The sequence below is a fragment of the Bifidobacterium sp. M0353 genome, assembly GCF_016100645.1.
Lineage (GTDB): Bacteria > Actinomycetota > Actinomycetes > Actinomycetales > Bifidobacteriaceae > Bombiscardovia > Bombiscardovia choladohabitans.
The window spans coordinates 212,082-236,730 of record NZ_JACFSB010000002.1 but is presented as its reverse complement, the minus strand read 5'-3'; the positions used below and the strand labels follow the sequence as shown (position 1 = coordinate 236,730).

Here is a 24,649-nt window from a genome sequence, read left to right as displayed (position 1 = left end):
CCGTCTGGAAGGTGCCGGCAGGGTCAGCCCACCAAATCCAACAAGGAAGGTACATAACATGCCAAGGCCTACATACACGTTTCCACAGGACTTCCTCTGGGGGGCGGCCACGGCTGCCCACCAGATAGAGGGCAACAATATCAATGCCGACTGGTGGGAGCGTGAGCACCGGCCGGACAGCGACCTCAGCGAGCCTTCGGGGGATGCTGACGACAGCTACAACCGTTACGCGGAAGACATATCCCTCCTGGCCGACAGCGGATTGAACACCTACCGCTTCTCAGTGGAGTGGGCCAGGGTGGAGCCTGAGGAGGGGTTCTTCTCCCAGGCCCAGCTCCTACACTACCGGGCCATGATCAAAGCCTGCCTCCAGGCCGGGGTGACCCCCATGGTCACCCTGAACCACATGACCCTGCCCCGCTGGCTGGCCAGGCGGGGGGGCTGGCGCGATCCTGCCTCCGCAGACCTCTTCGGCCGGTACGTGGAGCACCTCATCCCCATTCTGGAAGGTGTCACCTGGATCTGCACGATCAACGAGCCCAATATGGTGGCTCTGACCCAAGGGGGGCAGGAGGGCAGCGACATGGCTGCCGCCTCCCTACCCACCCCCGATCCGGGCATCTCCGAATCCCTGGTCAAGGCCCACAGGAGGGCTCGGGCAGTCCTTTCCCGCCGACCGGGAATCAAGTCCGGTTGGACCATTGCTTGTCAGGATTTCCAGGCCCTGCCGGGCTGTGAGCAGGACATGGAGGAGTACCGCTATCCTCGTGAGGACTTTTTCACCCAGGCCGCACGAGGCGACGACTTCATAGGGGTGCAGGCCTACCTGCGTACTTTCATCGGCCACGACGGCCCCCGACGGGTCCCGGAGGATGCGGAGAAGACCCTGACCGGCTGGGAGTATTACCCTGCCGCCCTGGGGGAGGCCGTGCGCCACACTTGGCGGACCGCCGGGCACATCCCCATCGTGGTCACCGAGAATGGGATCGCCACAGCCGATGACAGTCGGAGGATCGACTATACCTTTGACGCCCTGGCCGGCCTTCATCAGGTCATGGATGAGGGTGTGCGCGTGGAGGGTTACCTACACTGGTCACTCCTGGACAACTACGAGTGGGGGTCCTACAAACCCACCTTCGGCCTGGTATCCGTGGACCACGAGACCTTCGAGCGTCATCCCAAGCCCTCCCTGGCCTGGCTGGGTCAGGTGGCCCGTTCCGGCATCCTCGCCCATCCCCGAGGCTAATACGGGCATGAGCACCAACGTTCGGCCCCGACCCGTCTTCGTGTCGGTCCGGGGCCGAACGCTACCACATACCGCTCTTGCGCTTACTGGTCTGCCGGGCGCGATGCCCCTGCCTGTACGGAGCCAGATGAAATGGTCATCGGGACGATGATCGAGGAGCCGTTGAAGAACTCGATGGTCACTTCTACGGTTCCATCAGTCACGCTGGGGTCGGAGAAGAAATTCCCATTCAGGGTGAAGGTGCCGGCCCTCCTGTCACTGGAGAAGGCTGAACCAGCTTGGAGATAGGACCACCAGGAGGAGTTGGGGCCGACGGCCCGCCCGTATTCCTTGGCGGAGACCCTGCGGACGGCGTTCCCTTCATAGTCCATGGGGAGTGTGATTCCGCTGCGCTGGCCCACGGCGGGCGAGGAGGTGGCCTGCCCTGCTCGAACCAGATACTCATGCCAGTCGGCGCCGGCGGTGAATGTGAGGGTCAGATCGGCCAGCTGACCGTAGGCCGGTGCCTTAGGGGCAGACAGGATCCGGTTCAGATAGGAGGCGGTCAGGGTCACCGTCTGGGAGAAAGCGTCGTAGGTGTAGTCGGAACCGGCCTTCAGGCCCTTGATCGAGTTGAAGGAGTTCCCGTTCAGGGTCAGGGGAATGGTCAGTCCCGATTGAGCCTTGGAGGCAAGATAAACAGTGTCGGGACCCGTGGCATAGGAAGAGACGGCGCCCATGGCCGCCTGGAGTTCGGAGCCGATCCGGGCGCTCTTCCACCCATACGGGGCCTGACGTGAAATCATGGAGCCGTTGTCCCAGAGCATGAGCCCAATTCCGCCCTGGCGGGCCATCTGGTTCATGTAGTCGTAGTACTTGAGTTCCTCCCCTTCCTGGAGCACGTCGCTGCCCGTGTCATAGCCCAGGAGGCCGTACTCGCCAATCACTGTGCCGATGCCTTGGCTGGTTAGGTTGTCCTGGATGGTCCTGAAGGTGGCGGCGGCCGAGGTCCTGGCCGTGGTCGGGCGGCCCTGGTTGTCGGTGCCGATCCTCTCGTCGAAGCCGGTGATCCCCAGGTTGGCGCTGTAGAGCCACTCACTGTAGTAGTGGACCGTGGCCGCGAGGTATGGATCGTTGAAGCTCTTGATCAGGGAGGCCAGATGCCTGGTGTACTCGTCGGAAGGGGTGGTGGAAGGGGTGGGCATGACGATCATGCGGTGCTCGTTGCCGGGCACGGAGCGGATGATGGAGCGCGCCTCCGTGTTCAATCTGTCCAACTTCTCCTGGGCGGACGGGTAGTCCCAGGTGTTGAACTGGGGTTCGTTGATGGTCTCGAAGGCCACCTTGTCCGACTCGTCGGCGAAGGTTCTGGCCAGCTGTTTCCAGAAATCCGAGAACATGACCTCCTCCTTGGCCCCGACCTGCCCATTCCACTGCTTCAGCCAGATCCAGGAGTCATGGTGGATGTTGACCAGGACGTGCATTCCCAGTCCGGTCGCCTGGTCGACCACCTGGCGATACCGGTTGAGCCAATCCCGATTGATCAGGTAACGGTAGCCGTCCTTGTTGGCCGAGCCCAGGTCCTGGTATCGCCGGTAGACGGTCATGGGAATCCGGATGCTGGTGTAGCCCTTGTCCTTGACTGCCTTGAGCAGGTCGGGAGTCACCTTGGGATTCCCCCAGGCCTGTTCGCCCTGATCGGGGGAGGACCAATTGGTGTCCACCGCGTCGAAGGAATTGCCTAGGTTCCACCCCCTGCCCATCTCCCTGGCGAACCGGAGAGAAGGCGTCAGCCCGGTCTTCGGCAGGATGGTAGTCGAGGCCGTGATGTTCTCTGGGTCTGATTCGGTGCGGGTTTGTGTGTCCGCGCTCGCCGCAGGTGCCAGGACCAGCCCCATGGCGGTCAGGGCCGTTGTGGCCGCGGTCAGGGCCGGACCCCACCCTGTCGTTCCCGTCTTGCATGTCTTCGTGATAAATGATCTGAATCGCTTCATCGTCAATTCAATCCCCTGTTCCATGACTGGGCAGGCTCTGCCTGCAGGACAGGACCTGCCGGATGTTTCCTGTGTGCTGCTCTGAGCATGCAGCTGCGCGGCACAATCCGTATTATGTCGCCTTAGTGAGCCCGCCAACTGTGGCAGAATCTCATACAGATATTATAGTTCAATCATTAGAATAAATAGCGGAGGCCGAGCCGACTGACGGGCCAGGCATGCATGCCCGGAATTACTGGTGAAAAGTGGAGCTGAGGGTAGTCGAAACCCCGACCTCTTCGATGCGAACGAAGCGCTCTACCAACTGAGCTACAGCCCCATTCGTTGCCCGACCGTAGCCGAACAACAGACTGTACTGTATCGCACGGTGGGCACAAACGCAATCTGGACGGTCTGTGCCATGGCTCCGTGTTACAAACCCATGGCTCGGTTTCCGCGGCTGCCGGATGGGTTGTCGTATTCAGTCGCTGGGGTTCCCGTCCTGCTTGCTTTCCCCGAGATCGTCCCGGTCAGCGGCAGTCTGCGCGGATTCGGCCCTTTTGCCCTTGCCTGCCCTGGCCTTGATCAGTCCGATGACGGTCGGCATGACGGATATGAGCAGAATAAGGATGATGACCAGCTCGAAATGCTCCTGGACGGCCGGAATGCCGCCGAAGAAGTAACCCAGGAGGGTGAAGAGGGTGGACCAGACCAGGCCCCCCAGAACGCTGAAGGGGGTGAACCGGCTCCACTTCATTCCCGAGATTCCCGAGATGAAGGGCATGAAGGTCCTGATGAAGGGGAAGAAACGGCCCAGGAATACCGCCAAGGGCCCCCACTTGTCTATCATTCCCTCGGTTTTGGCCAGCCGCTCCGGGGTCAAGGCCTTCACCCTGCCTGACCTGATGATGGCCCGTCCGAAAAAGTGCCCTATGAAGTAGTTGCTCTGGTCGCCAAGGATCGGAGCCAGGCAGACGACCGGCAGGAGGATGTCCAATGCCATCCCGCTGGTGGGGTCGTGTGCGAAGACGCCGGCTGCGAACAGGAGGGAGTCGCCGGGCAGAAAGGGCATGAAGACCACGCCCGTCTCGATGAAGATGATCAGGAAGATGAATGCATATGTAGGCACCAGTCCCATGGCAATCCACCCTGCGATGGCGCTGCGCGGATCCTTGAGTAGGTTGATGAGCCAGTGTATGAATCCCATTTGCCAAAGACCGTCCTGTTATGTTGGAGCACGAACCGTTCCAAACTGTAGCAAGCCTGGACCACAGCAGGTTGGTCTTCGCCAGACCCTTGCGAGGAAGACACAACCGTTGCGCATCTCGGGCTGTGCGCGGGACAATCCGTATGAAGTGTGCCCTGCCATTCGGAGGGTCAGGTAGCAGGGTGATGGGGTCGTCCCGGTCTTGCCCTGCGCCTATTTCGCGTGAAAGGGGGTACCAGCCATACGCCTACTTCCATACGACCTCACAGGGAACCGTTCTTGTAGGTAGTCTTGGTGTCTCCCTTGGTTCCGCGTTCGAAACGATCGAAGGCCCGCAGATAGATCAGTGACTTGGCGTATGCCAGCCAGGAGAAGCCGAAGATGATGACCAGGACCCGCAGGAAGGGCACAGAGTAGATGAGGAAGGCGAAGGCCACGTCGATGGCCAGGAGGCAGACGGCGTAGAGGGGGATCCCCATGGGAACACCGACGGAGAGTTTGAAGAAACCCCAGACTGTATTGGTGTAGCGGGATTGCAGGGGGTAGAAGAACTCATATGAGAGGACCAGCAGGACGGTTCCGATGATAAGGATAATGAGGGCGAGATAGGTCATCGCCCCCTTCATATTCAGCCAGAAGGCCAGTGAGTAAATGACGATGGCACCCAGCGCCAGGTGGATGATGAAGGCGATGATGGACTGCTTGAACTCCCGGATGAAGCGTTGCAGGTACTGTCGGCAGAGGGGTATGTCCTCGTGGTCGTCATAGGCGAAGACCGTTCCATACAGGGCGCTGCGGGCGGGTCCTATCGTGACCAGGGGTATGCAGGTGACGACAAAGAGCAGGTTCAGGGCTGTGAATCTGAGCAGGGTGTTCACGAACTGCCAGAAGGGGCTTTCGAGGTTGAAGTGCATGATCCGCCTTTCCTATTCGACTCTACCTGTCAGCTCGTCTGGCGGCGGCACGCGGGCAGGAGAGTGAACGCGGCCATCCCGTTTGTTCTGTCTCCCGCTCTGTCGGCTACAGAACCATCTGCCGGACGGACCGGTCAAGAGGGTGTCCGATCCTCCTGACAAGATTCATGAGCGGAAGTGGCCCTGCCTCATGTGGTGACATGCCTTGTAGAGTACCGCGGCTTGACAGCTTAGTAAAATCGGTGTACTAATCTATTTACAAACATATAAATAAGCCGACTACGATCTACGCGGCGCCCAGATGTAGCGGATACATACGGCGCATGGCTGGCAACGCAAGGGAGCGGGCTTATGGGAAAAGACAGGAGGGCAGGATGTCAACTGGCGACATTCCGTTGAAGGCCACCCGGCGGGGTAAGGCTAAACGCCAAGAGGGCATAAGCGGCAGGAAGAAACACAGCATCAACCTCTTCCTTTTGACCGTCCCCTTTCTGATACTGGTCATCCTCTTCAGTTACTATCCCCTGCTCGGTTGGGTATATGCCTTCTATGACTACCAGCCTCCAATTCCCCTGTCGGAGAGCCAGTTCGTTGGCTTCCAGTGGTTCAAGATGATTGTCCAGAATCCGGCCCAGCTACACACGGTCGGCCAGGTTCTGATTAACACCTTCGTAATGAGCGGCCTGGGTATTCTGACCTCGTTCTTCCCGCTGTTCTTCGCCATCGGCCTCAATGAGATTCGCAATAAACACTTCAAGAACGTCATCCAGACACTGACCACCCTGCCCAACTTCATCAGCTGGGTCCTGGTCTACGCCGTGGCATTCGCCATGTTCTCCTCCACCGGCATGATCAACCAGCTCCTACAGAACATCCACCTGATTTCACAGCCCATCCACTTCCTGGATTCCGACAGTGGGACCTACTTCAAGATGCTCCTGTGGAGCCTGTGGAAGGGTCTGGGCTGGGGGTCCATCCTCTATCTGGCCGGCATATCAGGCATCGACCCCGAACTCTATGAGGCCGCCCAGGTGGATGGGGCAAACCGCTTCCAGCAGATCATCCATGTCACGGTCCCACAGCTCATGCCCACCTACCTGGTCATGCTGATGCTGAGCGTCTCCAACTTCCTGAACAACGGGATGGATCAGTACTTCGTCTTCCAGAACGCCTTCAATCTCAAGCACATCCAGGTGCTTGACCTCTACGTCTACAACGTGGGCATGGGTCAGAACAGCCTCTCTCTGGCAACGGCCATATCCATGCTGAAATCCTTGGTCAGCGTGGTCCTCCTGTTCCTGGTCAATTGGGCCTCGAAGCGGACCCGTGGCGAGTCAATTATCTGAGCGTGAGGGGAAAACAATCATGAGTGACAGCATGGCAATCGAATCGAAGGGTGTCTCCCCCCTCCTGCAGCGGACCAAGGGCGAGAAGGTGTTCAATGTCTTCAACATCGCCTTCTTCATCCTCTTCGCCTTCATCTGCGTCTACCCGTTCTATTACCTGATCATCAACAGCATCTCCGACAACACCTTGAGTGCCGCCGGCAAGATCACCGTCCTGCCCAAGGGGGTCCACTGGAGCAACTATGTGGAGGTCTTCAAGCTGGAAGGTCTGGGCACAGCCGCCATGGTCTCCCTGGGACGTACCGTGATCGGCGCGACTCTGACCGTACTGGCCAGTGCCTTCCTGGGCTTTCTCTTCACCCAGCAGGGCATGTGGCACCGCAAGTTCTGGTACCGCTTCATCATCGTGACCATGTACTTCAATGCTGGCTTGATTCCCATGTTCATCACGATGAAGAACCTGGGGCTGACCAACAACTTCTGGGTGTACATCCTGCCGGCCATCGTGCAGCCCTTCAACATCATCCTGGTGAAGACCTACATCGAGTCCATTCCCAAGTCCCTCCAGGAGGCGGCCGAGGTGGACGGTGCCGGCACCCTGACGGTCTTCTTCAAAATCGTCCTGCCCATGTGCACACCGATTCTGGCAACGGTGGCCATCTTCTCGGCCGTCGGCCAGTGGAACTCCTTCCAGGACACCTTGATCTACATGACTGATTCCAAGCTCTACTCCCTGCAGTACCTGCTCTATCAGTACATCAACCAGGCAAGCTCCCTGGCCAGTGCAGTCAAGGCCAGCGCGGGCGGCGCCTTGAACATGGCGGCCCTGGCCACCCAGCAGACCCCGTCGTCGATCAGGATGACCGTCTCGGTCATCGTGGTCCTGCCCATCCTATTTATCTACCCGCTCTTCCAGCGTTACTTCGTCAAGGGCATGATGCTCGGCGCCGTCAAGGGCTGATCGGGAGGAGATGCAACCTCGCCGCTGTGTGGGCCTGTCCTGCGCGGCGGCCAGGAAGCGTCCATGTCGATTCATCAAGGAGGACAAATCGATGAGAGATGCAAGGCCGGCAGTGGCCCCGCCGGTCCGAAGGAGATCAACCACCGGGTTGACCATCACCGCTCACGGAGTCGTCGGCGGTTGGCAGGGGTCTGAAGCCGGGCGTATCGACCGAGGAAGGCCCCGCAGGCCGTTGAGACAGTCTTATGAGCCACAAGGATGTAAGCGGAAGTCAGAACCCTCCCGATGACCTGTGGTCCGCCGACCTGCCGAAGGTGACAGGACGGGCCCAGGAGCCGGACGGTGTCTGGAAAGGGGAAACATGCAAGCCAAGAAGCTGACGGCGGTGGCTGCCGCTGTCATAACTGTGTCCATGGCCTTGGCGGGCTGTGGCGGCGGCAACTCCGCCAACGAGAAGGACGACGGGTCGCTCATGCAGGTGGATGTCTTCGATGGCCTGGCCAACTACCAAGGCATCCAGAAGGGCTGGTTCGCCAAGATGGTCAAGGATAAGTTCAACCTTAAGTTGAACATCGTGGCCCCCAATGTGGCGGGCGGGGGCAACACCCTCTTCGATACCCGTTCGGCAGCCGGGAATCTGGGCGACATCGTCATTACCGGCTCGGGCTCCGGGCAGGCGGCCAAGTTGGTCAAGGCCCATCTGATTGACGACATGACGCCGTACATGAAGAATGCCAAGAACATCAAGAAGTACAAGTCCGCCACCGACGCCTTCAACAAGGTGGCCGGGCAGACCAGCGGGGTCTGGGGAGTGCCCGGGTCGGTCACTTCCCTGCCGCCCACGGAGCCCTCCGAGGGGCTGGAGCCCACCTTCGGCCCCTACGTACGGTGGGACATCTACAAGGAGGTGGGCTATCCCAGGATCGCCGATATGGATGACCTGGTCAATGTCCTCAAGCAGATGCAGGACAAGGACCGGGCCGAGACCGGCGACAAGAACATCTACGCCATGTCCCTCTTCAAGGACTGGGACGGCAACATGATGAACAACGCCAAACAGCCCACCTGTTACTACGGTTACGATGAGATGGGCTTCGTCCTGGCCAAGGCCGACGGCTCCGACTACCAGTCGGTTACCCAGAAGGGCGGGATGTACGAGAAGGCCCTCCAGTTCTTCAACAAGGCATCACAGGCCGGCCTGGTCGATCCCGAGTCGACCACCCAGAACTACGACACCATGTACGCCAAGTACCAGCAGGGCAAGATTCTCTTTTCCTTCTGGCCCTGGCTGGGGCAGGCAGCCTACAACACCACGGACAACAAGGCCCAGGGCAAAGGCTTCATGATCGCGCCTCTGGAGGACATGAAGATCTTCTCCTACGGCGCCACACCTGACGGGGGGAGCACCTTCATCGCCTTGGGTTCCAAGGCCAAGAACAAGCAACGCCTGGTCAACTTCATCGACTGGCTCTACTCGCCTGAGGGAGTCTACGCCTCCGGTGCCCAGACCGGCGGGTCCGCTGGCCCCAAGAACCTGAACTGGACGGTCAAGGATGGCAAACCCGAGCTGACCGATTTCGGCGAGAAGGTCCTCTTCGGCAACGGTGCCAACGTACCGGCCGATTGGGGCGGCGGCACATACAAGGACGGGGTCTCGGCCTTGAACTACCCGACTGTGATCGTTCAGGACAAGGACCCCTCCACGGGCTATCCCTACAACGCCAGCATGTGGCCCTCGCAGCTGGCCAAGAACACGGACCCGCTGAGCACCGATTGGTCCGCCCACATGGGCGGGGCCAAGACCACCATGGAATATCTGAAGAAGAACGACAAGATCATGGTGGCCCCCGGTTCCAGCTACGTGACCCCGGACGAGTCCTCCCAGATAAAGACCCTCCGCGGTCAGGTGAAGACCGAGATCGTCAACGCCTCCTGGAAGGCCTCCTTCGCCAAGGACGACAACGAGTTCAATGCCCTCCTTGATGAGATGCGCTCCAAGGTTGACGGGATGGGCTACAAGCAGGTTCTCGATGTGGACATGAAGGACGCCAAGGATCAGAACACGGCCCGGGTGGACATCAAGAAGCAGTTCGAAAACAGGAAGTGAACCGGAGGATGAGCGTCCGGCCCTCGTCGGAGTCCCCGGGGGACCCGGACCTCACATCAAGATTTGCACACTCCGGTCGGCCCGTGTCGGGCGACCGCACGGGCCGACCGGGGAGTCTGAAAACCAGACTATGACAGAGAAAGGTAACAAGGAAACCATGAAGAAGAGCAAACTCGCAGTGGTGACGGCAGCGGTGCTGTCAGCCTCGCTGGCCCTGGCCGGTTGTGGCGGCGGCGGAGGCAACTCCGCCAACGAGAAGGACGACGGCTCCCTGATGAAGGTGGATGTCTATGACGACCTGGCCAACTACCAAGGCATCCAGAAGGGCTGGTTCGCCAAGATGGTCAAGGACAAGTTCAACATTCAGTTGAACATGATCTCGCCCAATGTGGCCGGTGGCGGCAGCACCCTCTTCGATACCCGTTCGGCGGCCGGAAACCTGGGTGATCTGGTCATCACCGGGGCCGGCAACGGCAGACTGACCAAGTTGATCAAGGCACACCTGATCGAGGATATGACGCCGTACCTGAAGAATGCCAAGAACATCAAGAAGTACAAGACCGCCACCGACGCCCTCAACAAGTTGTCGGGCCAGAGCAGCGGGGTCTGGGGGGTGCCACAGAGTGTCTCCACCAAGAGCCCGACCGACCCTTCCGAGGGCAACGAGCCCGTCTTCGGCCCCTACATCCGCTGGGACTACTACCGTGAGATCGGCTACCCGAAGTTCAACAACCTGGATGACTTCCTGCAGGTGCTCAAGCAGATGCAGGACAAGGCCCGGGCCGAGACCGGCGACAAGAATGTCTATGCCTTCTCCTTGTTCAAGGACTGGGACGGCAACATGATGAACAACGCCAAGCAGCCCACGACCTACTTCGGTTATGACGAGATGGGCTTCGTCCTGGCCAAGGCCGACGGCTCCGACTACCAGTCGGTCACCCAGAAGGGCGGGATGTACGAGAAGGCCCTCCAGTTCTTCAACAAGGCCAACCAGATGGGCCTGGTCGACCCCGAGTCCTCCACCCAGAACTACGACACCATGTCGGCCAAGTACCAGCAGGGCAAGATTCTCTTCTCCTTCTGGAGCTATCTAGGGCCTGCCGCTTACAACACCACGGAAAACAAGGCCCAGGGCAAGGGCTATATGCTGGCCCCCATGGGTGACATGAAGATCTTCTCCTACGGAGCCACCCCCAATGGCGGCGCCTCCATCATTGCCGTCGGGTCCAAGGCCAAGAACAAGCAGCGCCTGGTCAACTTCATCGACTGGCTCTACTCCAGGGAGGGCGTCTATGCCATGGCCGGCAACGTCAAGGGCATGAACTTCGACATCAAGGACGGCAAGCCCGAGCTGACCGACTTCGGCAAGAAGCTCCAGAGCAACAAGTCCTCCAAGGTCTCCGCCCAGTTCGGTGGCGGCTCTTACTCCGACGGTGTATCCGCCCTGAACTTCGCCACCGAGCTGGCCACCGACATCGATCCCGACACCAAGGAGCCCTATGACTCCAGCATGTGGAAGTCCACCATCGACCAATTCAGCAACTCCGCCCTGGACAAGGATTGGTCCGAGCATATGGACGGGGCCAAGACCTCCATGCAGTACCTGGAGAAGGCGAACAAGCTCATGATCGCCCCCGGTTCCAGCTTCATCCAGCCCGATGAGTCCTCCCAGATCTCCACCCTGCGCGGTCAGGTGAAGACCGAGATCGTCAATACCTCTTGGAAGGCGGTCTTCGCCAAGGACGACAACGAGTTCAACAGCCTGATGGACGAGATGCGTTCCAAGGTCGACGGACTGGGCTTCAAGCAGGTTCTGGATGTGGACATGAAGAACGCCAAGGACCAGAACACGGCCCGCGTCAACATCAAGAAGCAGTTCGCCAACCGCGAGGCGTCGGAAGGCAACTGATTCCGCACCGGACGGTAGGACAGGGAAGCCCTGGTGACCCTGCCCGCCGTCAGGCATGCACCGGTGGGGAGCGTTAGCCGGGAGGGTGGTCAACCACCCTCCTCCGTTGCGCTCCCCTTGCCATGCCGGTGGCACGGTTGATGCGTTTCCGGCCACCGGCTATGAATGCGGCCTTTCCTCCAATCAGGGGGCCGTGCCGCTAATGACAGAAAAGACAGAAAAGGAAAACGAGGTGCGAGAGCTACATGCTCCCATTTGAAAAGAACTCAAGGATCGTCTTCTGTGGGGACTCGGTCACCGATGTCAACCGTGATTACAAGGCCATTCCTGCCGGCTGGGGCTCCTTCGGCGATGGCTATGTCAACTTGGTCCACGCCCTTCTTACCGCCGTCTATCCCGACCGGGAGCTCATGATCATGAACGAGGGAGTCAGCGGGGACGACATCAAGTTGATGGCAGCCCGGTGGGACAGGGACGTGCTCGATATGAAACCCGACTATGTCTCCGTCATGATAGGGATCAACGACGTCTGGCGTCACTTCGACGGTCCCTTCCGCCAGGCGGACCTGGTCTCCCTGGATGAATTCGAACACACTTACGAAGATCTGTTGGGCAGGACCGAGCCCCGGGTCAGGGGCCTGATTGTCATGAGTCCTTTCATGATGGAGCCAAACAAGGATGATCCGATGAGGGCCATGGTCGACCGTTATGCCGAGGTGGCCAGGCAGGTGGCGGACCGGCATGGGGCCACTTACGTGGATGTCCAGGCCGCCATGGATCACTTCCTCGAGAAACAGAGCAGCTACATACTCAGCATGGACCGTTGTCACCCCGGGATCGAGGGGCATATGCTGGTGGCCAGGACCTGGCTCCAAGCCGTCGGCTTCGACTGGGGAAGGACCACATTCGATGACGAAAAGTGAACAGGAACCCCGTCCCCTGCGTGAAGACGTGGTCGGGGCCGACGACCTTTCCCGGGTGGATGCCGAGATCAGCCGTGGCGCCTTCAAGGCCGATTGGGCCTCTCTGTGCGCCATGGAGCCCCCCACCTGGTTCGCCGATGCCAAGTTCGGCATTTTCACCCACTGGGGCCTGTACAGCGTGCCCGCCTACAACAACGAGTGGTACTCGCGCAACATGTACATCAAGGGATACCCGGAGTTCGACCACCACGTGAAGACCTACGGACCCCAGAAGGAGTTCGGTTACAAGGACTTCATCCCCATGTTCAAGGCGGAGCGTTTCAACCCCGACCAGTGGCTGGACCTCTTCCGCCGGGCCGGTGCCCGCTACTACATGCCCGTGGCCGAGCACCACGATGGATTCCAGATGTACCGCAGCGACCTGTCGGAATGGAACGCCTTCGACAAGGGGCCCCATCGCGACCTGATCGGTGAGCTGCGGCGGGCCACTCTGGATGAGGGGCTTCACTTCGCTCTGTCCGACCACCGGGCTGAGCACTGGTGGTTCATGGGCCACGGGCAGGAGTTCGACAGTGACGTGCATCAGCCCATGAAGAGGGGTGACTTCTACTGGCCCGCCATGCCCGAGCCCGACAACCAGGACCTCTTCAGCAAGCCCTATCCCACCAAGGAGTACCTGGATGACTGGCTCCTGCGGGTCTGCGAGGTGATCGACGCCTACCGGCCCGAACTCCTCTACTTCGACTGGTGGGTCCAGCACGAGGCCTTCAAGCCTTATTTACAGCGCCTGGCCGCTTACTACTACGACCGGTCAGTCGAGTGGGGGATTCCGACCGCCATCTGTTACAAGATGGACGGCATGGCCTGGGGCTCGGGCATCGTGGACGTGGAGCGCGGCGGCTTCGCCAACCCCACACCCTTCGTCTGGCAGACGGACACTGCCATCGCCCGCAACTCCTGGTGCCACACGACCACCCTGGACCACAAGTCGGTGGCTGAAATCCTGGCCGCCCTCCTTGACGCGGTCAGCAAGAACGGCAATCTCATGCTCAACGTGGGCCCTTGCGCCGACGGGTCCATCGACCCCGAGGAGGAGGGGATGTTGGAATCCATCGGTCGGTGGATGGATGTGAATGGGGAGGGGATCTATGGATCCCGCCCCTGGTGGGTCGCCCAGGAGGGTCCCACCCACCCGGCAGCGGGGTCCTTCGCGGATCAGACCGAGGCCGTCTTCACCCCCGAGGATTTCCGGTTCACCTCGGCATCAGGCGCCATCTACGCCTACCAGCTCAAGCCGGCCGCAGATGGACGAGCCCTTATCAAGGCCTTTGCCCCACTTGGCAAGGAAGGGTCTGTCTTTCAGGGGATTGTCCGCCAGGTCAGCCAGTTGGGTGCAGGACCGGTCAGCTACGAGCTGACGGACCGGGGACTGGCGGTTCAGGGCCTCAAGGACCCCGTTGGAACCACGGCCAGCGGCCTGCCACTGGGCATCCGGATCGACGTGGAGTGAGATTCGGCCCCTGCGGGATTTCTGTCAGCGGCTCGAGGACTTAGTGACCGACAACAACAAGGAAAGATAGGAAGATATGAAGTTCCTCAACGGAGAATGGCTTGTGCGCGACGGTTTCGACGTCAAATATGCGGCCAATATCTACAGCGCGGATATCGAAGAGAAAAGGCTGACCCTCTACGCCCCCTTCCAGGTGATCAGGAATCCCGGCATGACCCTGGACGGAGGACTGCTTACCATCGAGGTCACCTCCCCCCGTCCCGACATCATCACCACCCGGATCATCAACTACAGGCAGGATCACAGCCATGACCCCCAATTCACACTGAACCGGACTGATCCCCCGGTGAGGATCGAGGAGGATGAGAGGGGATGGACCTTCACCAGTGGCAGGCTGGCCCTGAAGATCGCCAAGGGTGACGCCATCGACTTCGAGTATGAGTATGAGGGCCGTCCGCTGACCAAGTCGGCGTGGAGGGGCAAGGCCCTGGTGACCGATGACGATGGCAAGCCACACGTGGTCGAGTCCCTCAACCTGGGCGTGGGAGAAAAGATCTACGGCCTGGGCGAGCGCTTCACCAACTTCGTCAAGAATGGGCAGACGGTCACCATCTGGAATCAGGATGGTGGCACAGGCACGGCCCAGGCCTACAAGAACGTCCCCTTCTATATGAGCAATCGGGGGTATGGGGTCTTCGTGGATTCCACTGACAAGGTGGAATTCGAGATCGGTTCCGACGAGGTCTCCAAGGTCCAGTTCTCCGTCCCCGGCCAGGAGCTGACATATTCGGTGATTGGCGGCCAGGACCTCAAAGGGGTGCTCAACACCTATACCGATCTGACAGGCAAACCCCCACTGGTCCCCGACTGGAGCTTCGGTTTGTGGCTGTCGACCTCCTTCACCACCGACTATGACGAGAAGACCGTCAACGAGTTCGTCGACGGCATGGCGGAGCGGGACATCCCCCTGTCGGTCTTCCATTTCGACTGTCGCTGGATGGACGACCTGGAATGGTGCAACTTCGAGTGGAAACACTCCGCCTTCCCGGACCCCGAAGGGATGCTGGCCCGCCTCCACCAGAAGGGCCTCAAGGTCTGTGCCTGGATCAACCCCTACATTGCCCAGAAATCCAAACTCTTCAAGGAAGGGGCCGAGAAGGGGTACTTCATCAAGCGCACCGATGGCCAGGTCTGGCAGTGGGACAAGTGGCAGGCCGGCATGGCCATCGTCGACTTCACCAACCCCGAGGCGACGGCCTGGTACCAGAGTAAGCTCAGGCACCTGCTGGACCAGGGCGTGGACTGCTTCAAGACCGACTTCGGCGAGCGCATCCCCACCGAGGGCGTCGTCTATTACGACGGTTCCGACCCGGTCAAGATGCACAACTATTACACCCTCCTGTACAACAAGGCCGTCTATGACCTCCTGGTCGAGGTGAAGGGGGCCGACCAGGCCATCCTCTTCGCCCGCTCGGCGACGGTGGGCGGACAGTGCTATCCGGTCCACTGGGGCGGGGACTGCACCTCCAACTACCCCTCCATGGCTGAAAGTCTGAGGGCCGGCCTCTCCTTCGGTATGAGCGGATTCGGTTACTGGAGCCATGACATCGCCGGCTTCGAGGATCAGCCCACCCCCGACATCTACAAGCGCTGGACCCAGTTCGGCCTCCTTTCCTCGCACTCCCGCTACCACGGGTCCACCGCGTATAAGGTTCCTTGGCTATACGGGGATGAGGCCGTCGAGGTCACCCGTGAGTTCGCCAAGCTCAAGCAGCGTCTTGTGCCCTATCTGATCAAGATGTCGCATGAGACCCATGAGACGGGCCTGCCCATGATGAGGGCCATGGTCCTGGAATTCCCCAGCGACCCGACCTGCGAGGACATCGACACCCAGTACATGTTGGGTGACGACATCCTGGTGGCCCCAATCTTCAACGAGGACGGGACCGCCCGCTTCTACGTGCCTGATGAGGGCACGGGCCGACCCTGGGCCAACATGCTGACAGGAAAGACCTATGAGCCCGGACGCTGGTACCAGGAGACCTACGACTACCACACCCTGCCGGTCCTGGTCAGACCAGGCACAGACCCCCTCCACGTGTGAGCCGGAATCTGCTGCCACGTGCGGTCCTCCCCGGACCGGCAGGTCGGGGAGGACCTGGATTGCATAAATGAAAACGCCAATGGATGCATGTGCCCGTAGGCTTCCCTCCGATTGGAGACCCTGCCGTCAGGTGGTGCATCCCCTATCGATACAGCCTTATCGGCAGAAAGAAGTGGATGGTTCATGACGACCGCCCTTGAATTCGTCAGACAGTTGGGCCTGGGCTGGAACCTGGGCAATACCTTCGATGCTTTTCCCCTCCAAGGAGAGCATGCGAGGGCTGTGAAAGAGGGTCGGACCTGGACCCCGGAGGATCAGGAGAAGCTCTGGTTCAACCAGCCCTTCACCCCTGGGTGCGCCCGCCTGGTCAGGCAGGCCGGGTTCGACACCATCCGCATCCCGGTCACCTGGGTGGAGTGGATTGACGGGGAGGGCCACGTGGACTCCATCTGGATGAACGCGGTCCGCCGGGCCGTCGACTGGAGTCTGGATGCCGGGCTCAAGGTGATCGTCAACGTCCATCATGATGGTGGTGAGGGCGACCTCCCCTGGATCCGCAAGGCGGACAAGGACCCGGATGGGGTCTGCAGGCGATTCGCCGGTCTCTGGCGTGAGATCGCCGACACGTTCAAGGATTACGGGCAGGACCTCATCCTGGAGGGTGGCAACGAGATCGGTTTCGATGACATGGACCGGGACCAGGCCTATGTCCTCCTGGAGAGGCTCAACCAGATCTTCGTCGACACGGTCAGGGCCAGTGGATCGCACAACGCCGACCGCTTCCTGCTGATTCCCGGTTACAACACCGACACGGCCATGACCTGTGACTCCCGTTACCACTTGCCCAAGGACAGCACGGCGGACCGGCTGATCGTATCCATCCACTATTACTCACCGGCCGATTTCGCCCTGGCCACACACGACACCACATGGTGCAAACCTAGGCAGGAGTGGGGCAGTGAGGCGGACATCAAGGCAGTGGAGGCGGATTTCACCGCCCAGCGCCGCCGCTTTGTCGATGCCGGTATCCCCGTAATCATCGGAGAATACGGTCTGTTGACCGAGGCCGTGGACGGGAAGGACCATGCCAGTAACCTCAAGTGGATATCGACCGTTCTGAACTGCTGCCGCGAGAACGGATCCTGCCCGGTCCTCTGGGATACCTCCACCAAGGAGATGTGTTTCCTGGACCGGACCACCGGCCGCTTCTTCGACCCCGACATGGCCTCCTTATTCGCCCAGGCGAGGGCGGACCGCCAGTAGGGAGGTGCCGCGATGACCCTGTTCAACTGCAAACCCGCCCGCCGGATCGCCTCAGGATTCCACCCGGACCCGACCATCTGCCGTGCCCCTTCGGGCCGCTACTTCCTGATCAACAGCTCTTTCGAGTATTTCCCGGGCCTTCCCATATACGAGAGTGGCGACGGGAAGCATTGGGCCTTGATAGGGAACGCCATGGACCGACCTTCCCAGTTCCCCTGCGAGGGCATGGGCAACAGCGGGGGCATCTATGCTCCCACCCTGCGCTGGCATGACGGCCTGTTCTACCTGATCGTCACCAACGTCAACAAGGGGACCATGATCATGACCACACCGGACCCCCATCAAGGATGGTCCGATCCTCTGTGGGTCAAGGGGTGGCCCGGTATCGACCCCACCCTCCTCTTCGATGATGATGGAACCGTCTACATCTGCGGCAATGAAAGCGACCAGGTTGACCAGGAAGGCAATAGGGAGGTCCCCGGTATCTATCTGTCCCGTCTGGATGTGGGCACGGGGACAGTCCTGTCTCAGAGGGAGAGGATCTGCGGGGGGACCACCGGTGCAAATCCTGAGGGTCCCCACATGTACAAGAGGGATGGCCTCTACTATCTGATGTGGGCCGAGGGAGGCACCGAGGCCGGCCACATGGAGAACATGGCCCGTTCCGCCTCGCCTACAGGCCCTTACGAGATGTGTCCGGGCAACCCCCTGATCACCAACCGGAGCACCCATCTGACCCTTCAGGCCATCGGCCACTGCGACTGTGCCGGATTCGATGAGGACCGTACCCTGATGGTCTTCCATGGAACCCGGAACAACCATGAGTATCCCGCCCAGGGTTGGCTGGGCAGGGAGTCCTATGAGGTCTGGTTCGATTGGAAGGATGGATGGCCCACCCTGGCCGACCAGTCCTACGATGTCCCTCTTCTGGGCGAGGGGGAGGCCCTTGAGGATCGGATTGACTGGATCACCCCCTCCCTGGACAGGGCAGGTCGTTTCAGCGTGACCGGTTCGGGTGGCCCGACGGCGGCCCGCATACTGGTGGAGGCCGCCGGTCATGACTTCGGCCTGGACGACGGGGCGCCTATGATCGGGACCCGGCAGACCGACTTTCGTTGCACCTTCGAGGCCACCCTCCCCGATCCGGCCCAGTTGACTTATGGCCAGGCCGGATTGGCCGTCTATGCCAATGCCGGACATTACATGGATCTGGCGGTGGAACCTGCGCGGAATGGTCTGGTGCACGTCCGGGTCCAGGTACACAACGCCGGTCTGGTCAGCCTGGTGGGGTCCGCGGACCTGCCTGACGGGGTGCCCATAGGCCTTGAGATCAGGGGTGACGAGATGGGTTACGCCTTCAGTGCCTCGGGCCGGGACGGGAATCACAATCTGGGTCATGCCCCGGGCAAGGTCCTCAGCTTCACCAACGCCGGCGGCTTCACCGGAATCCTTCTGGGGGTCTACGCCCACGGATCAGGACGGGTCACCTTCGATTCGGTGGCCTACCGGGTCTGAGCAACCTGCATATTCCGCAAAAACGACAAGAGAAGTCGCCCGCTATGGGGCCACTTGGTGCCCGTCGGACGACCTGAAGGAGATCGATCATGAAACCGACATTCAGCAGCTTCCTGTTCGGGGGCGATTGGAATCCGGAACAGTGGCCGGAGGACACCTGGGAAGAGGACATCGAGAAGCTCGAGGACGCCCACATCAACGAGGCCACCATCAACGTCTTCTCCTGGGCCCTTCTGCAGCCTTCGGAAGAAAGATATGACTTCTCCATGCTGGATAAGATTGTGGCCCTCCTGGTCAAGCACCGGTTCAACATCGTCATGGCTACGGGGACGGCGGCCCTGCCCGCCTGGATGGTCAGAACCCACCCAGAGGTGATTCGGACCGACCAGGAGGGCAGGCATCGCGTTTCCGGTGGGAGGCACAACTTCTGCCCCACCAGTGAATACTTCCGACAGGCCTCCGGGGCTCTGGCAGGCCATCTGGCCGAGTGCTACGCCGACACCCCGGGTCTGGTGGCCTGGCATGTGGGCAACGAGTACGGCGGTGGCGGTGGCCTGTGTTACTGCGAGGGCTGTGCCCGGGCCTTCCGTGTCTGGCTGAAGGACAAGTACGGTACGATCCAGGCCCTCAACCAGGCCTGGTACGCCAATTTTTGGAGCCACACCATCTACGACTGGGATGACGTGGTTCCACCTGTAACCTACGGGGATGGGATCGGTGAGAACAAGTGCGTGATCTCCGGCCTGCAGATGGATTACCGCCGCTTCCAGGAGCAGGCACAGCTGGCCTGCTTTACCAATGAGCGCGACGCCATCCGCCGCCACGACGGGTCCACGCCAATCACCACCAACCTGATGGGGACCTTCAAGGACCTGGACTACTTCGAGTGGGCCCAGCAGATGGACCTGGTCAGCTGGGACAACTATCCGGGCATGGACACTCCATCCAGCTTCACGGCAATGTCCCACGACCTCATGCGGGGGGTCGGCGGAGGCCGTCCCTTCATGCTGATGGAGCAGACACCCAATCAGCAGAACTGGTTCCCCTTCTGCAAGGTCAAGCGGCCCGGCGAGGTCCGCAAGCTCAGTTGGCAGGCCGTGGCCCATGGGGCCGACACGGTGCAGTTCTTCCAGATGAAACAGTCCCTGGGTGGCTGCGAGCGCTTCCACGGGGCTGTCATAGACCACAGCGGGAGTGAGGAATCCCGAGTCTTCAAAGAGACCGCCGCCCTGGGGGCCGAACTGGACCGGGTGGGGGCCCGCCTCATGGGTAGCCGAGTGGTGGCCAGGGCGGCCATCATGTTCGACTGGCAGAGCTACTGGTCCCTGGAAGGTTGTGTGGGCCCCACGGCAGGATTCTCCTACCCCAAGGAGGTCCATCGCTTCTACCGGCCCCTCTACCGCCGCAACCTGGCCGTGGACTTCATCCCGAGCACGGCCCCGGTCGAGACCCTGAAGAAGTACGACCTGATCCTGGCCCCGGCCCTGATCTCCCTATTGCCTGGTGTGGCAGACCACCTGGAGTCCTATGTATCCGATGGGGGCACTTTCGTCACCGGCTATATGGCCGGTATCCACGACGAACGCGACCTGGTGGTTCCAGGCGGGTATCCGGGTGCTCTAAGGAAGCTGACCGGTGTCTGGGTCGAGGAGATCGATGCCCTGGCGCCTGATGAAACCATGCCGGTGGAAGGTCTGGCAGCTGTCGACGGCCATCCTGCCGGTCAGATCGTGGCCTGCCTGATTCATTGCGAGGGAGCCAAGCCCCTTGCCTCCTACGGGGGCGGCGACTTCTACGCCGGCAGCCCGGCCCTGACGGTGAACGGTTTCGGCGGGGGAAGGGCCTACTTCGTTGGCACTCCCTTGGACGAGGCCGGCATGGATGCCTTCATGGATCCCATCATTGACAGCCTGGGGCTCCCTGCGGTCGACACTCCCAAGGACGTCAGCCTTTCCCTCCGCCAATCGGATGATGGGACCCGGTATGCCATCGTGATCAACTCGGCCCGTTCACCAATTACCGCCGACCTCCCCCTCCTGAAGGGCGGTGAGGACCTCCTAGCCGGCGGCCGGGTGTCTGGCCCACTGGATATGCCGCCCTACGGGGTGGCTCTGGTCGCACTGGCCTGACCGGCCAACGGTGAACCTGAGTATCCGGGTCCTGTCATGGCCGGCATCAAGGAGATCCGGGCCAGGATGGAGCTAGGGGTGTGGGCGGGAGTCAGGCGGTCGGACCTTCCTGGTCCCTGAAGGTCCGCTTGATCCAGGCGGCCGCGAGACGGGGCCAGATCTGCACGCAGGGTTCGATTCCATTGGTGCCCTGCCAGGCGGTCTCTTCAGTCCCCAGGCCCAGACCGTGGCCTCCGTGGGGGAAGAGGTGGGCTTCCACGCTGACCCCAGCCTGCTTGCATGCTTCTACCAGCATGAGGGTGTTCTCCGGAGGGACCAGGCCATCCTCCATGGTGTGCCAGACGAATACGGGCGGGGTCTTGCTGTCTATGTGCTTCTCGATGGAAACCGCTTCCAGGGCTGCAGGGTCCTCCTTCTTGTCGCCCAGGAGGTGGTCGATGCTCCCCCGGTGTGCGAGGGGGCCGGAGGTGATGACCGGATAACCCAGCATGAGGCCGTCGGGGCGGACGGCGTCGGGGTCATAGCCATGGGCCCGGAGGTCCTGGTCTCCGGCGGTCGTGGCCAGGTTGGCCGCCAGGTGGCCACCGGCTGAGAAGCCCATGATGCTGATGGCTTTGGGGTCCACGTGCCACTGGTCGGCGTGCTCACGGATGCGCTTCATGGCTTCGGCCGCCTCGACCAGGGCCGTCGGGTACACGGAGGGCCAGCAGGAATAGCGCAGGATGAAGGCATTGCAGCCAGCCGCCAGGAACTGTGTGGCGATGGGCTCGGCCTCCCTGTCGGAGGTCATCTCATAGCCGCCTCCGGGAATGATCAGGACCGATGGGCGGACCCGGTCCGGCACTACCTCCTGGCTGTTGTCCAGGCTGTAGCCGACGAACTTGGCCCGGCTTCCGTCAATCCCCTCAATCTCTTGCTCGAAATACTGCATCTGCTCTCATCCTCTTCGATAGTTGGGGCCCGCAGGCCGTGGCTCATTGTAAATCACCGGATGACCCAGTGTCACCTCAGAAGGTCACGGTCACGTCCACCGGATTTTCGCTGGTCTGGGGTGGTACCATCCCGCCACTCAGTTCGTGGCCGTCCAGGCTGACCGAACGCCTTCCGGTCCGTTTCATGGAGATCCGATAGGTGACCCCCCTCCAGGTCCTGCCGACGGTCAGGTCATTGAATTCGGCGGGCAGGTGGGGTTCGATGACCAGTCCGTCCAAGGTGGGCCTGACCCCCAGCAGGTACTGGGAGACATCCACGAAAGACCAGGCGGCCGTGCCTGTCAGCCAGGAGTTCTTTCCTTCGCCGGGGGTGGGGGACTCAGGACCGGCCATCATCTGGCAGTAGACGTAGGGCTCCACCTTGCGGATGTCGGACTTCTCCTCCAGGTAGGCCGGGCAGGTACGCCTGTAGACCGCGAAGGCCTCTTCGTCATCGCCGACCATGGCGTTGGCTATGGAGATCCAGGGGTTGACGTGGCAGAAGATGCCGCCGTTCTCCTTGTATCCCCTGGGATAGGAGGAGATCTCGCCCAGTTCGATCCGGTAGGTGGAATAGGCGGGGGCCAGGATGGCCGTACCCCAGGAGGAGGTCAGCCTCTCCTTGACCGAGGTCAGGGCCCGTCGGGCCTTGCCGTCATCGAGACCGATACCGGCCATCACACACATCCCCTGGGGTTCGATGTAGATCTGTCCCTCGGTGTCGGCGTGGGAACCGACAGGACGGGAGTAAGCGTCGTAGGCCCTGAGGAACCACTGGCCGTCCCAGCCGGCCTCCTCCACGGCATGGATCATCTTTTCGATGGCCTGGCGGACCGAGGCGGTTTCCTGGTCCACAGCATCCCTGTCCATCCCGCAATCCGTCCCGTAATGGTCCAGGATGTCGGCATAGTGGCCGGCGTATAGGACGAACATGCCTCCGATTAGGACCGACTCGGCCACACCTGTGTCATTGTTTTCTACGGTCTGGAAACTCTCTCCCGGTGTATCGGAGAAGCAGTTGAGGTCAAGGCAGTCGTTCCAGTCGGCCCGTCCGATCAGGGGGAGGTCATGCGGGCCCAGGTGGTTCATCGTGAACCCGATCGACCGGCGCAGGTGCTCCAGGAGGGGTTTCTCGGTCCCCTCCACATTGTTGAAGGGGACGGGCTCCTCCAGGATGGAGGAATCCCCGGTCTCGGCCAGGTAGGCGTAGGTGCCGGCCACCAGCCAGAGGGGGTCGTCGTTGAAGCCGCCGCCGATGTCGGCGTTCCCCCTCTTGGTCAGGGGCTGGTACTGGTGCCAGGCCGACCCATCCTCCAGCTGGGTTGAGGCGATGTCGATGATGCGCTGACGGGCGCGGTCGGGGATCAGGTGGACAAAGCCCAGGAGGTCCTGGTTGGAGTCGCGGAAGCCCATTCCCCTCCCCGTGCCTGACTCGAAATAGGAGGCCGAGCGCGAGAGGTTGAAGGTGACCATGCACTGGTACTGGTGCCAGATGTTGACCATTCGATCCAGGCGAGGGTCGCCACTGTCCAGGGTGAACCGGCCCAGGATGGCGGTCCAGTAGGCCTTGAGATCGGCGAAGGCCTGGTCGACCTGGTCGTCACTCCTGAAGCGGTCGAAGAGGGCGTGCGCGGGCCTCTTGTTGATGATTCCCACCTTGGAAGGGTCATCGGGGTCCTCCCACTTGTCTTCCTTGGGCAGCTGGACATAGCCCAGGATGAATACCAGGCTCTCCTCCTGGCCGGGATCCAGGGACAGCCTGACCCTGTTGGCGGCTATGGGGAACCAACCGTGTGCCACGGAGTTGCGGGCCCTGCCCTCGGTGATGGCTTCTGGGGTGTCCCAGCCGTTGAACTTACCCAGGAACTCGTCCCTGCTGGTGTCGAACCCGCAGGTGGGCCGGTTGACCCCGAAGAAGGCGTAATGGTCCCGGCGTTCCTTGTACTCGGTCTTGTGATAGACAATGGTGGCTTCCGGGCCCTGCTCTACCTCCACTTCGCCTGTAGACAGATTGCGCTGGAAGTTGCTGGAGTCGTCCACGGCGTTCCACAGGCACCACTCCACGCAGCCGGTCACATCCAGGAGGATGGGGGAGTCGGTGGTGTTCCTGATTTTTAGACGGTTGATTTCGGCATCGGCATCCACGGGAACGAAGGCGGTCATGACCGTATCGATCCCCTTGTAGGAGGATTCGAAGATGGTGTATCCGGTCCCCTGGCGGCAGCTGTACCGGTCCAGGGGAGTCCTTGAGGGCAGGAAGGTGGGCGACCAGGTGGCCAGGGGGGCGGACTCTGGGTTGTCCCGATCCATAAGGCTCAGGTAGTAGTTGCGGCTGCCGTTGTCGGCTGGTACCCCGTTGTAGCGGTAGCGGGTTATCCTCTGGAGCTTGGCGTCCTTATAGAAGGAATAACCGCCGCCTGTGTTGGAGATGAGGGAGAAGAAGTCCTGGTTGCCCAGATAGTTGATCCAGGGCAACGGGGTGGCGGGTGTGTCGATGACATACTCTCTGGCTGCGTCGTCAAAATGACCGTATTGCATGTTCTCCCTATCCTCAATGCGACCTTGGCCCAGCCTCGTCGGGTTGGGGCCAGG

16 protein-coding genes and 1 tRNA gene are annotated in these 24,649 nt (G+C 61.0%); 11 read left to right on the top strand and 6 right to left on the bottom strand.

Annotated elements, in window-relative coordinates; genetic code table 11:
- Nucleotides 1-58 precede the first annotated feature (58 nt).
- Nucleotides 59-1,246, top strand: a complete 1,188-nt coding sequence (locus H3V04_RS06585; RefSeq protein ID WP_198187627.1) for a glycoside hydrolase family 1 protein — start codon at nucleotides 59-61, stop codon at nucleotides 1,244-1,246.
- Between the two features lie 83 nt (nucleotides 1,247-1,329).
- Here H3V04_RS06585 and H3V04_RS06580 read toward each other — a convergent pair whose 3' ends face one another.
- From H3V04_RS06580 to H3V04_RS06565, 4 genes are all read right to left on the bottom strand, one after another.
- Complete coding sequence (locus tag H3V04_RS06580; RefSeq protein WP_198187625.1) at nucleotides 1,330-3,219, bottom strand: cellulase family glycosylhydrolase; 1,890 nt, start codon at nucleotides 3,217-3,219, stop codon at nucleotides 1,330-1,332.
- A gap of 246 nt (nucleotides 3,220-3,465) precedes the next feature.
- Nucleotides 3,466-3,538: transfer RNA gene (locus tag H3V04_RS06575), tRNA-Ala, on the bottom strand.
- Nucleotides 3,539-3,679: 141 nt separating this feature from the next.
- Nucleotides 3,680-4,405: a DedA family protein gene (locus tag H3V04_RS06570; protein ID WP_198178573.1), complete on the bottom strand. Its 726-nt coding sequence runs from the start codon at nucleotides 4,403-4,405 to the stop codon at nucleotides 3,680-3,682.
- 263 nt (nucleotides 4,406-4,668) lie between these two features.
- Entirely contained in the window at nucleotides 4,669-5,319 is a 651-nt protein-coding gene (locus tag H3V04_RS06565; RefSeq protein WP_198178574.1) for a YesL family protein, read from the bottom strand.
- 374 nt (nucleotides 5,320-5,693) lie between these two features.
- On the opposite strand from H3V04_RS06565, the gene H3V04_RS06560 reads away from it, so the two are divergent.
- The 10 genes from H3V04_RS06560 to H3V04_RS06515 all read left to right on the top strand — a co-directional run bounded on the left by H3V04_RS06560 (nucleotide 5,694) and on the right by H3V04_RS06515 (nucleotide 21,086).
- Nucleotides 5,694-6,665, top strand: coding sequence for a sugar ABC transporter permease (locus H3V04_RS06560; RefSeq protein WP_232342615.1), 972 nt, complete (start codon nucleotides 5,694-5,696; stop codon nucleotides 6,663-6,665).
- Between the two features lie 31 nt (nucleotides 6,666-6,696).
- Nucleotides 6,697-7,626 carry a carbohydrate ABC transporter permease gene (locus tag H3V04_RS06555; protein ID WP_198176963.1) on the top strand — a complete coding sequence of 310 codons (930 nt, stop codon included), beginning with the start codon at nucleotides 6,697-6,699 and terminating at the stop codon, nucleotides 7,624-7,626.
- Nucleotides 7,627-7,987: 361 nt separating this feature from the next.
- Nucleotides 7,988-9,733, top strand: a complete 1,746-nt coding sequence (locus H3V04_RS06550; protein ID WP_198178576.1) for an ABC transporter substrate-binding protein — start codon at nucleotides 7,988-7,990, stop codon at nucleotides 9,731-9,733.
- A 157-nt stretch (nucleotides 9,734-9,890) separates the two neighbouring features.
- Nucleotides 9,891-11,642, top strand: coding sequence for an ABC transporter substrate-binding protein (locus H3V04_RS06545; RefSeq protein ID WP_198187623.1), 1,752 nt, complete (start codon nucleotides 9,891-9,893; stop codon nucleotides 11,640-11,642).
- A 245-nt stretch (nucleotides 11,643-11,887) separates the two neighbouring features.
- The gene (locus H3V04_RS06540) at nucleotides 11,888-12,565 is read left to right on the top strand and encodes an SGNH/GDSL hydrolase family protein (RefSeq protein ID WP_198187621.1); all 678 of its coding nucleotides are present in this window, start codon (nucleotides 11,888-11,890) and stop codon (nucleotides 12,563-12,565) included.
- On the top strand, nucleotides 12,552-14,075 hold the full coding sequence (locus H3V04_RS06535; protein ID WP_198187619.1) for an alpha-L-fucosidase: 1,524 nt from the start codon (nucleotides 12,552-12,554) through the stop codon (nucleotides 14,073-14,075). Before H3V04_RS06540 ends, H3V04_RS06535 begins: the two co-directional genes overlap by 14 nt.
- A 76-nt stretch (nucleotides 14,076-14,151) precedes the next feature.
- A complete protein-coding gene (gene yicI / locus H3V04_RS06530; RefSeq protein ID WP_198187617.1) occupies nucleotides 14,152-16,179 on the top strand; it encodes an alpha-xylosidase in 2,028 nt (675 codons plus the stop codon).
- 183 nt (nucleotides 16,180-16,362) lie between these two features.
- Nucleotides 16,363-17,442, top strand: a complete 1,080-nt coding sequence (locus H3V04_RS06525; RefSeq protein WP_198187614.1) for a glycoside hydrolase family 5 protein — start codon at nucleotides 16,363-16,365, stop codon at nucleotides 17,440-17,442.
- A gap of 12 nt (nucleotides 17,443-17,454) precedes the next feature.
- The gene (locus H3V04_RS06520) at nucleotides 17,455-18,957 is read left to right on the top strand and encodes a glycoside hydrolase family 43 protein (protein WP_198187612.1); all 1,503 of its coding nucleotides are present in this window, start codon (nucleotides 17,455-17,457) and stop codon (nucleotides 18,955-18,957) included.
- A gap of 89 nt (nucleotides 18,958-19,046) precedes the next feature.
- On the top strand, nucleotides 19,047-21,086 hold the full coding sequence (locus H3V04_RS06515) for a beta-galactosidase (RefSeq protein ID WP_198187611.1): 2,040 nt from the start codon (nucleotides 19,047-19,049) through the stop codon (nucleotides 21,084-21,086).
- 91 nt (nucleotides 21,087-21,177) lie between these two features.
- Here the strand turns inward: H3V04_RS06515 and H3V04_RS06510 are convergent, their stop codons facing one another.
- Both H3V04_RS06510 and H3V04_RS06505 read right to left on the bottom strand, forming a co-directional pair.
- Nucleotides 21,178-22,017 (bottom strand): alpha/beta hydrolase, encoded by an 840-nt coding sequence (locus tag H3V04_RS06510; protein WP_198176954.1) that lies wholly within the window; start codon nucleotides 22,015-22,017, stop codon nucleotides 21,178-21,180.
- 76 nt (nucleotides 22,018-22,093) lie between these two features.
- Nucleotides 22,094-24,595 (bottom strand): GH36-type glycosyl hydrolase domain-containing protein, encoded by a 2,502-nt coding sequence (locus H3V04_RS06505; protein WP_198187609.1) that lies wholly within the window; start codon nucleotides 24,593-24,595, stop codon nucleotides 22,094-22,096.
- Between the last annotated feature and the right edge of the window lie 54 nt (nucleotides 24,596-24,649).

Excerpts from the sequence above, each read along its gene's own strand:
- H3V04_RS06585 (WP_198187627.1), top strand. The coding sequence starts at position 59 with ATGCCAAGGCCTACATACACGTTTCCACAGGACTTCCTCTGGGGGGCG.
- H3V04_RS06580 (WP_198187625.1), bottom strand. The coding sequence starts at position 3,219 with ATGAAGCGATTCAGATCATTTATCACGAAGACATGCAAGACGGGAACG.
- H3V04_RS06570 (WP_198178573.1), bottom strand. The coding sequence starts at position 4,405 with ATGGGATTCATACACTGGCTCATCAACCTACTCAAGGATCCGCGCAGC.
- H3V04_RS06565 (WP_198178574.1), bottom strand. The coding sequence starts at position 5,319 with ATGCACTTCAACCTCGAAAGCCCCTTCTGGCAGTTCGTGAACACCCTG.
- H3V04_RS06560 (WP_232342615.1), top strand. The coding sequence starts at position 5,694 with ATGTCAACTGGCGACATTCCGTTGAAGGCCACCCGGCGGGGTAAGGCT.
- H3V04_RS06555 (WP_198176963.1), top strand. The coding sequence starts at position 6,697 with ATGGCAATCGAATCGAAGGGTGTCTCCCCCCTCCTGCAGCGGACCAAG.
- H3V04_RS06550 (WP_198178576.1), top strand. The coding sequence starts at position 7,988 with ATGCAAGCCAAGAAGCTGACGGCGGTGGCTGCCGCTGTCATAACTGTG.
- H3V04_RS06545 (WP_198187623.1), top strand. The coding sequence starts at position 9,891 with ATGAAGAAGAGCAAACTCGCAGTGGTGACGGCAGCGGTGCTGTCAGCC.
- H3V04_RS06540 (WP_198187621.1), top strand. The coding sequence starts at position 11,888 with ATGCTCCCATTTGAAAAGAACTCAAGGATCGTCTTCTGTGGGGACTCG.
- H3V04_RS06535 (WP_198187619.1), top strand. The coding sequence starts at position 12,552 with ATGACGAAAAGTGAACAGGAACCCCGTCCCCTGCGTGAAGACGTGGTC.
- yicI (WP_198187617.1), top strand. The coding sequence starts at position 14,152 with ATGAAGTTCCTCAACGGAGAATGGCTTGTGCGCGACGGTTTCGACGTC.
- H3V04_RS06525 (WP_198187614.1), top strand. The coding sequence starts at position 16,363 with ATGACGACCGCCCTTGAATTCGTCAGACAGTTGGGCCTGGGCTGGAAC.
- H3V04_RS06520 (WP_198187612.1), top strand. The coding sequence starts at position 17,455 with ATGACCCTGTTCAACTGCAAACCCGCCCGCCGGATCGCCTCAGGATTC.
- H3V04_RS06515 (WP_198187611.1), top strand. The coding sequence starts at position 19,047 with ATGAAACCGACATTCAGCAGCTTCCTGTTCGGGGGCGATTGGAATCCG.
- H3V04_RS06510 (WP_198176954.1), bottom strand. The coding sequence starts at position 22,017 with ATGCAGTATTTCGAGCAAGAGATTGAGGGGATTGACGGAAGCCGGGCC.
- H3V04_RS06505 (WP_198187609.1), bottom strand. The coding sequence starts at position 24,595 with ATGCAATACGGTCATTTTGACGACGCAGCCAGAGAGTATGTCATCGAC.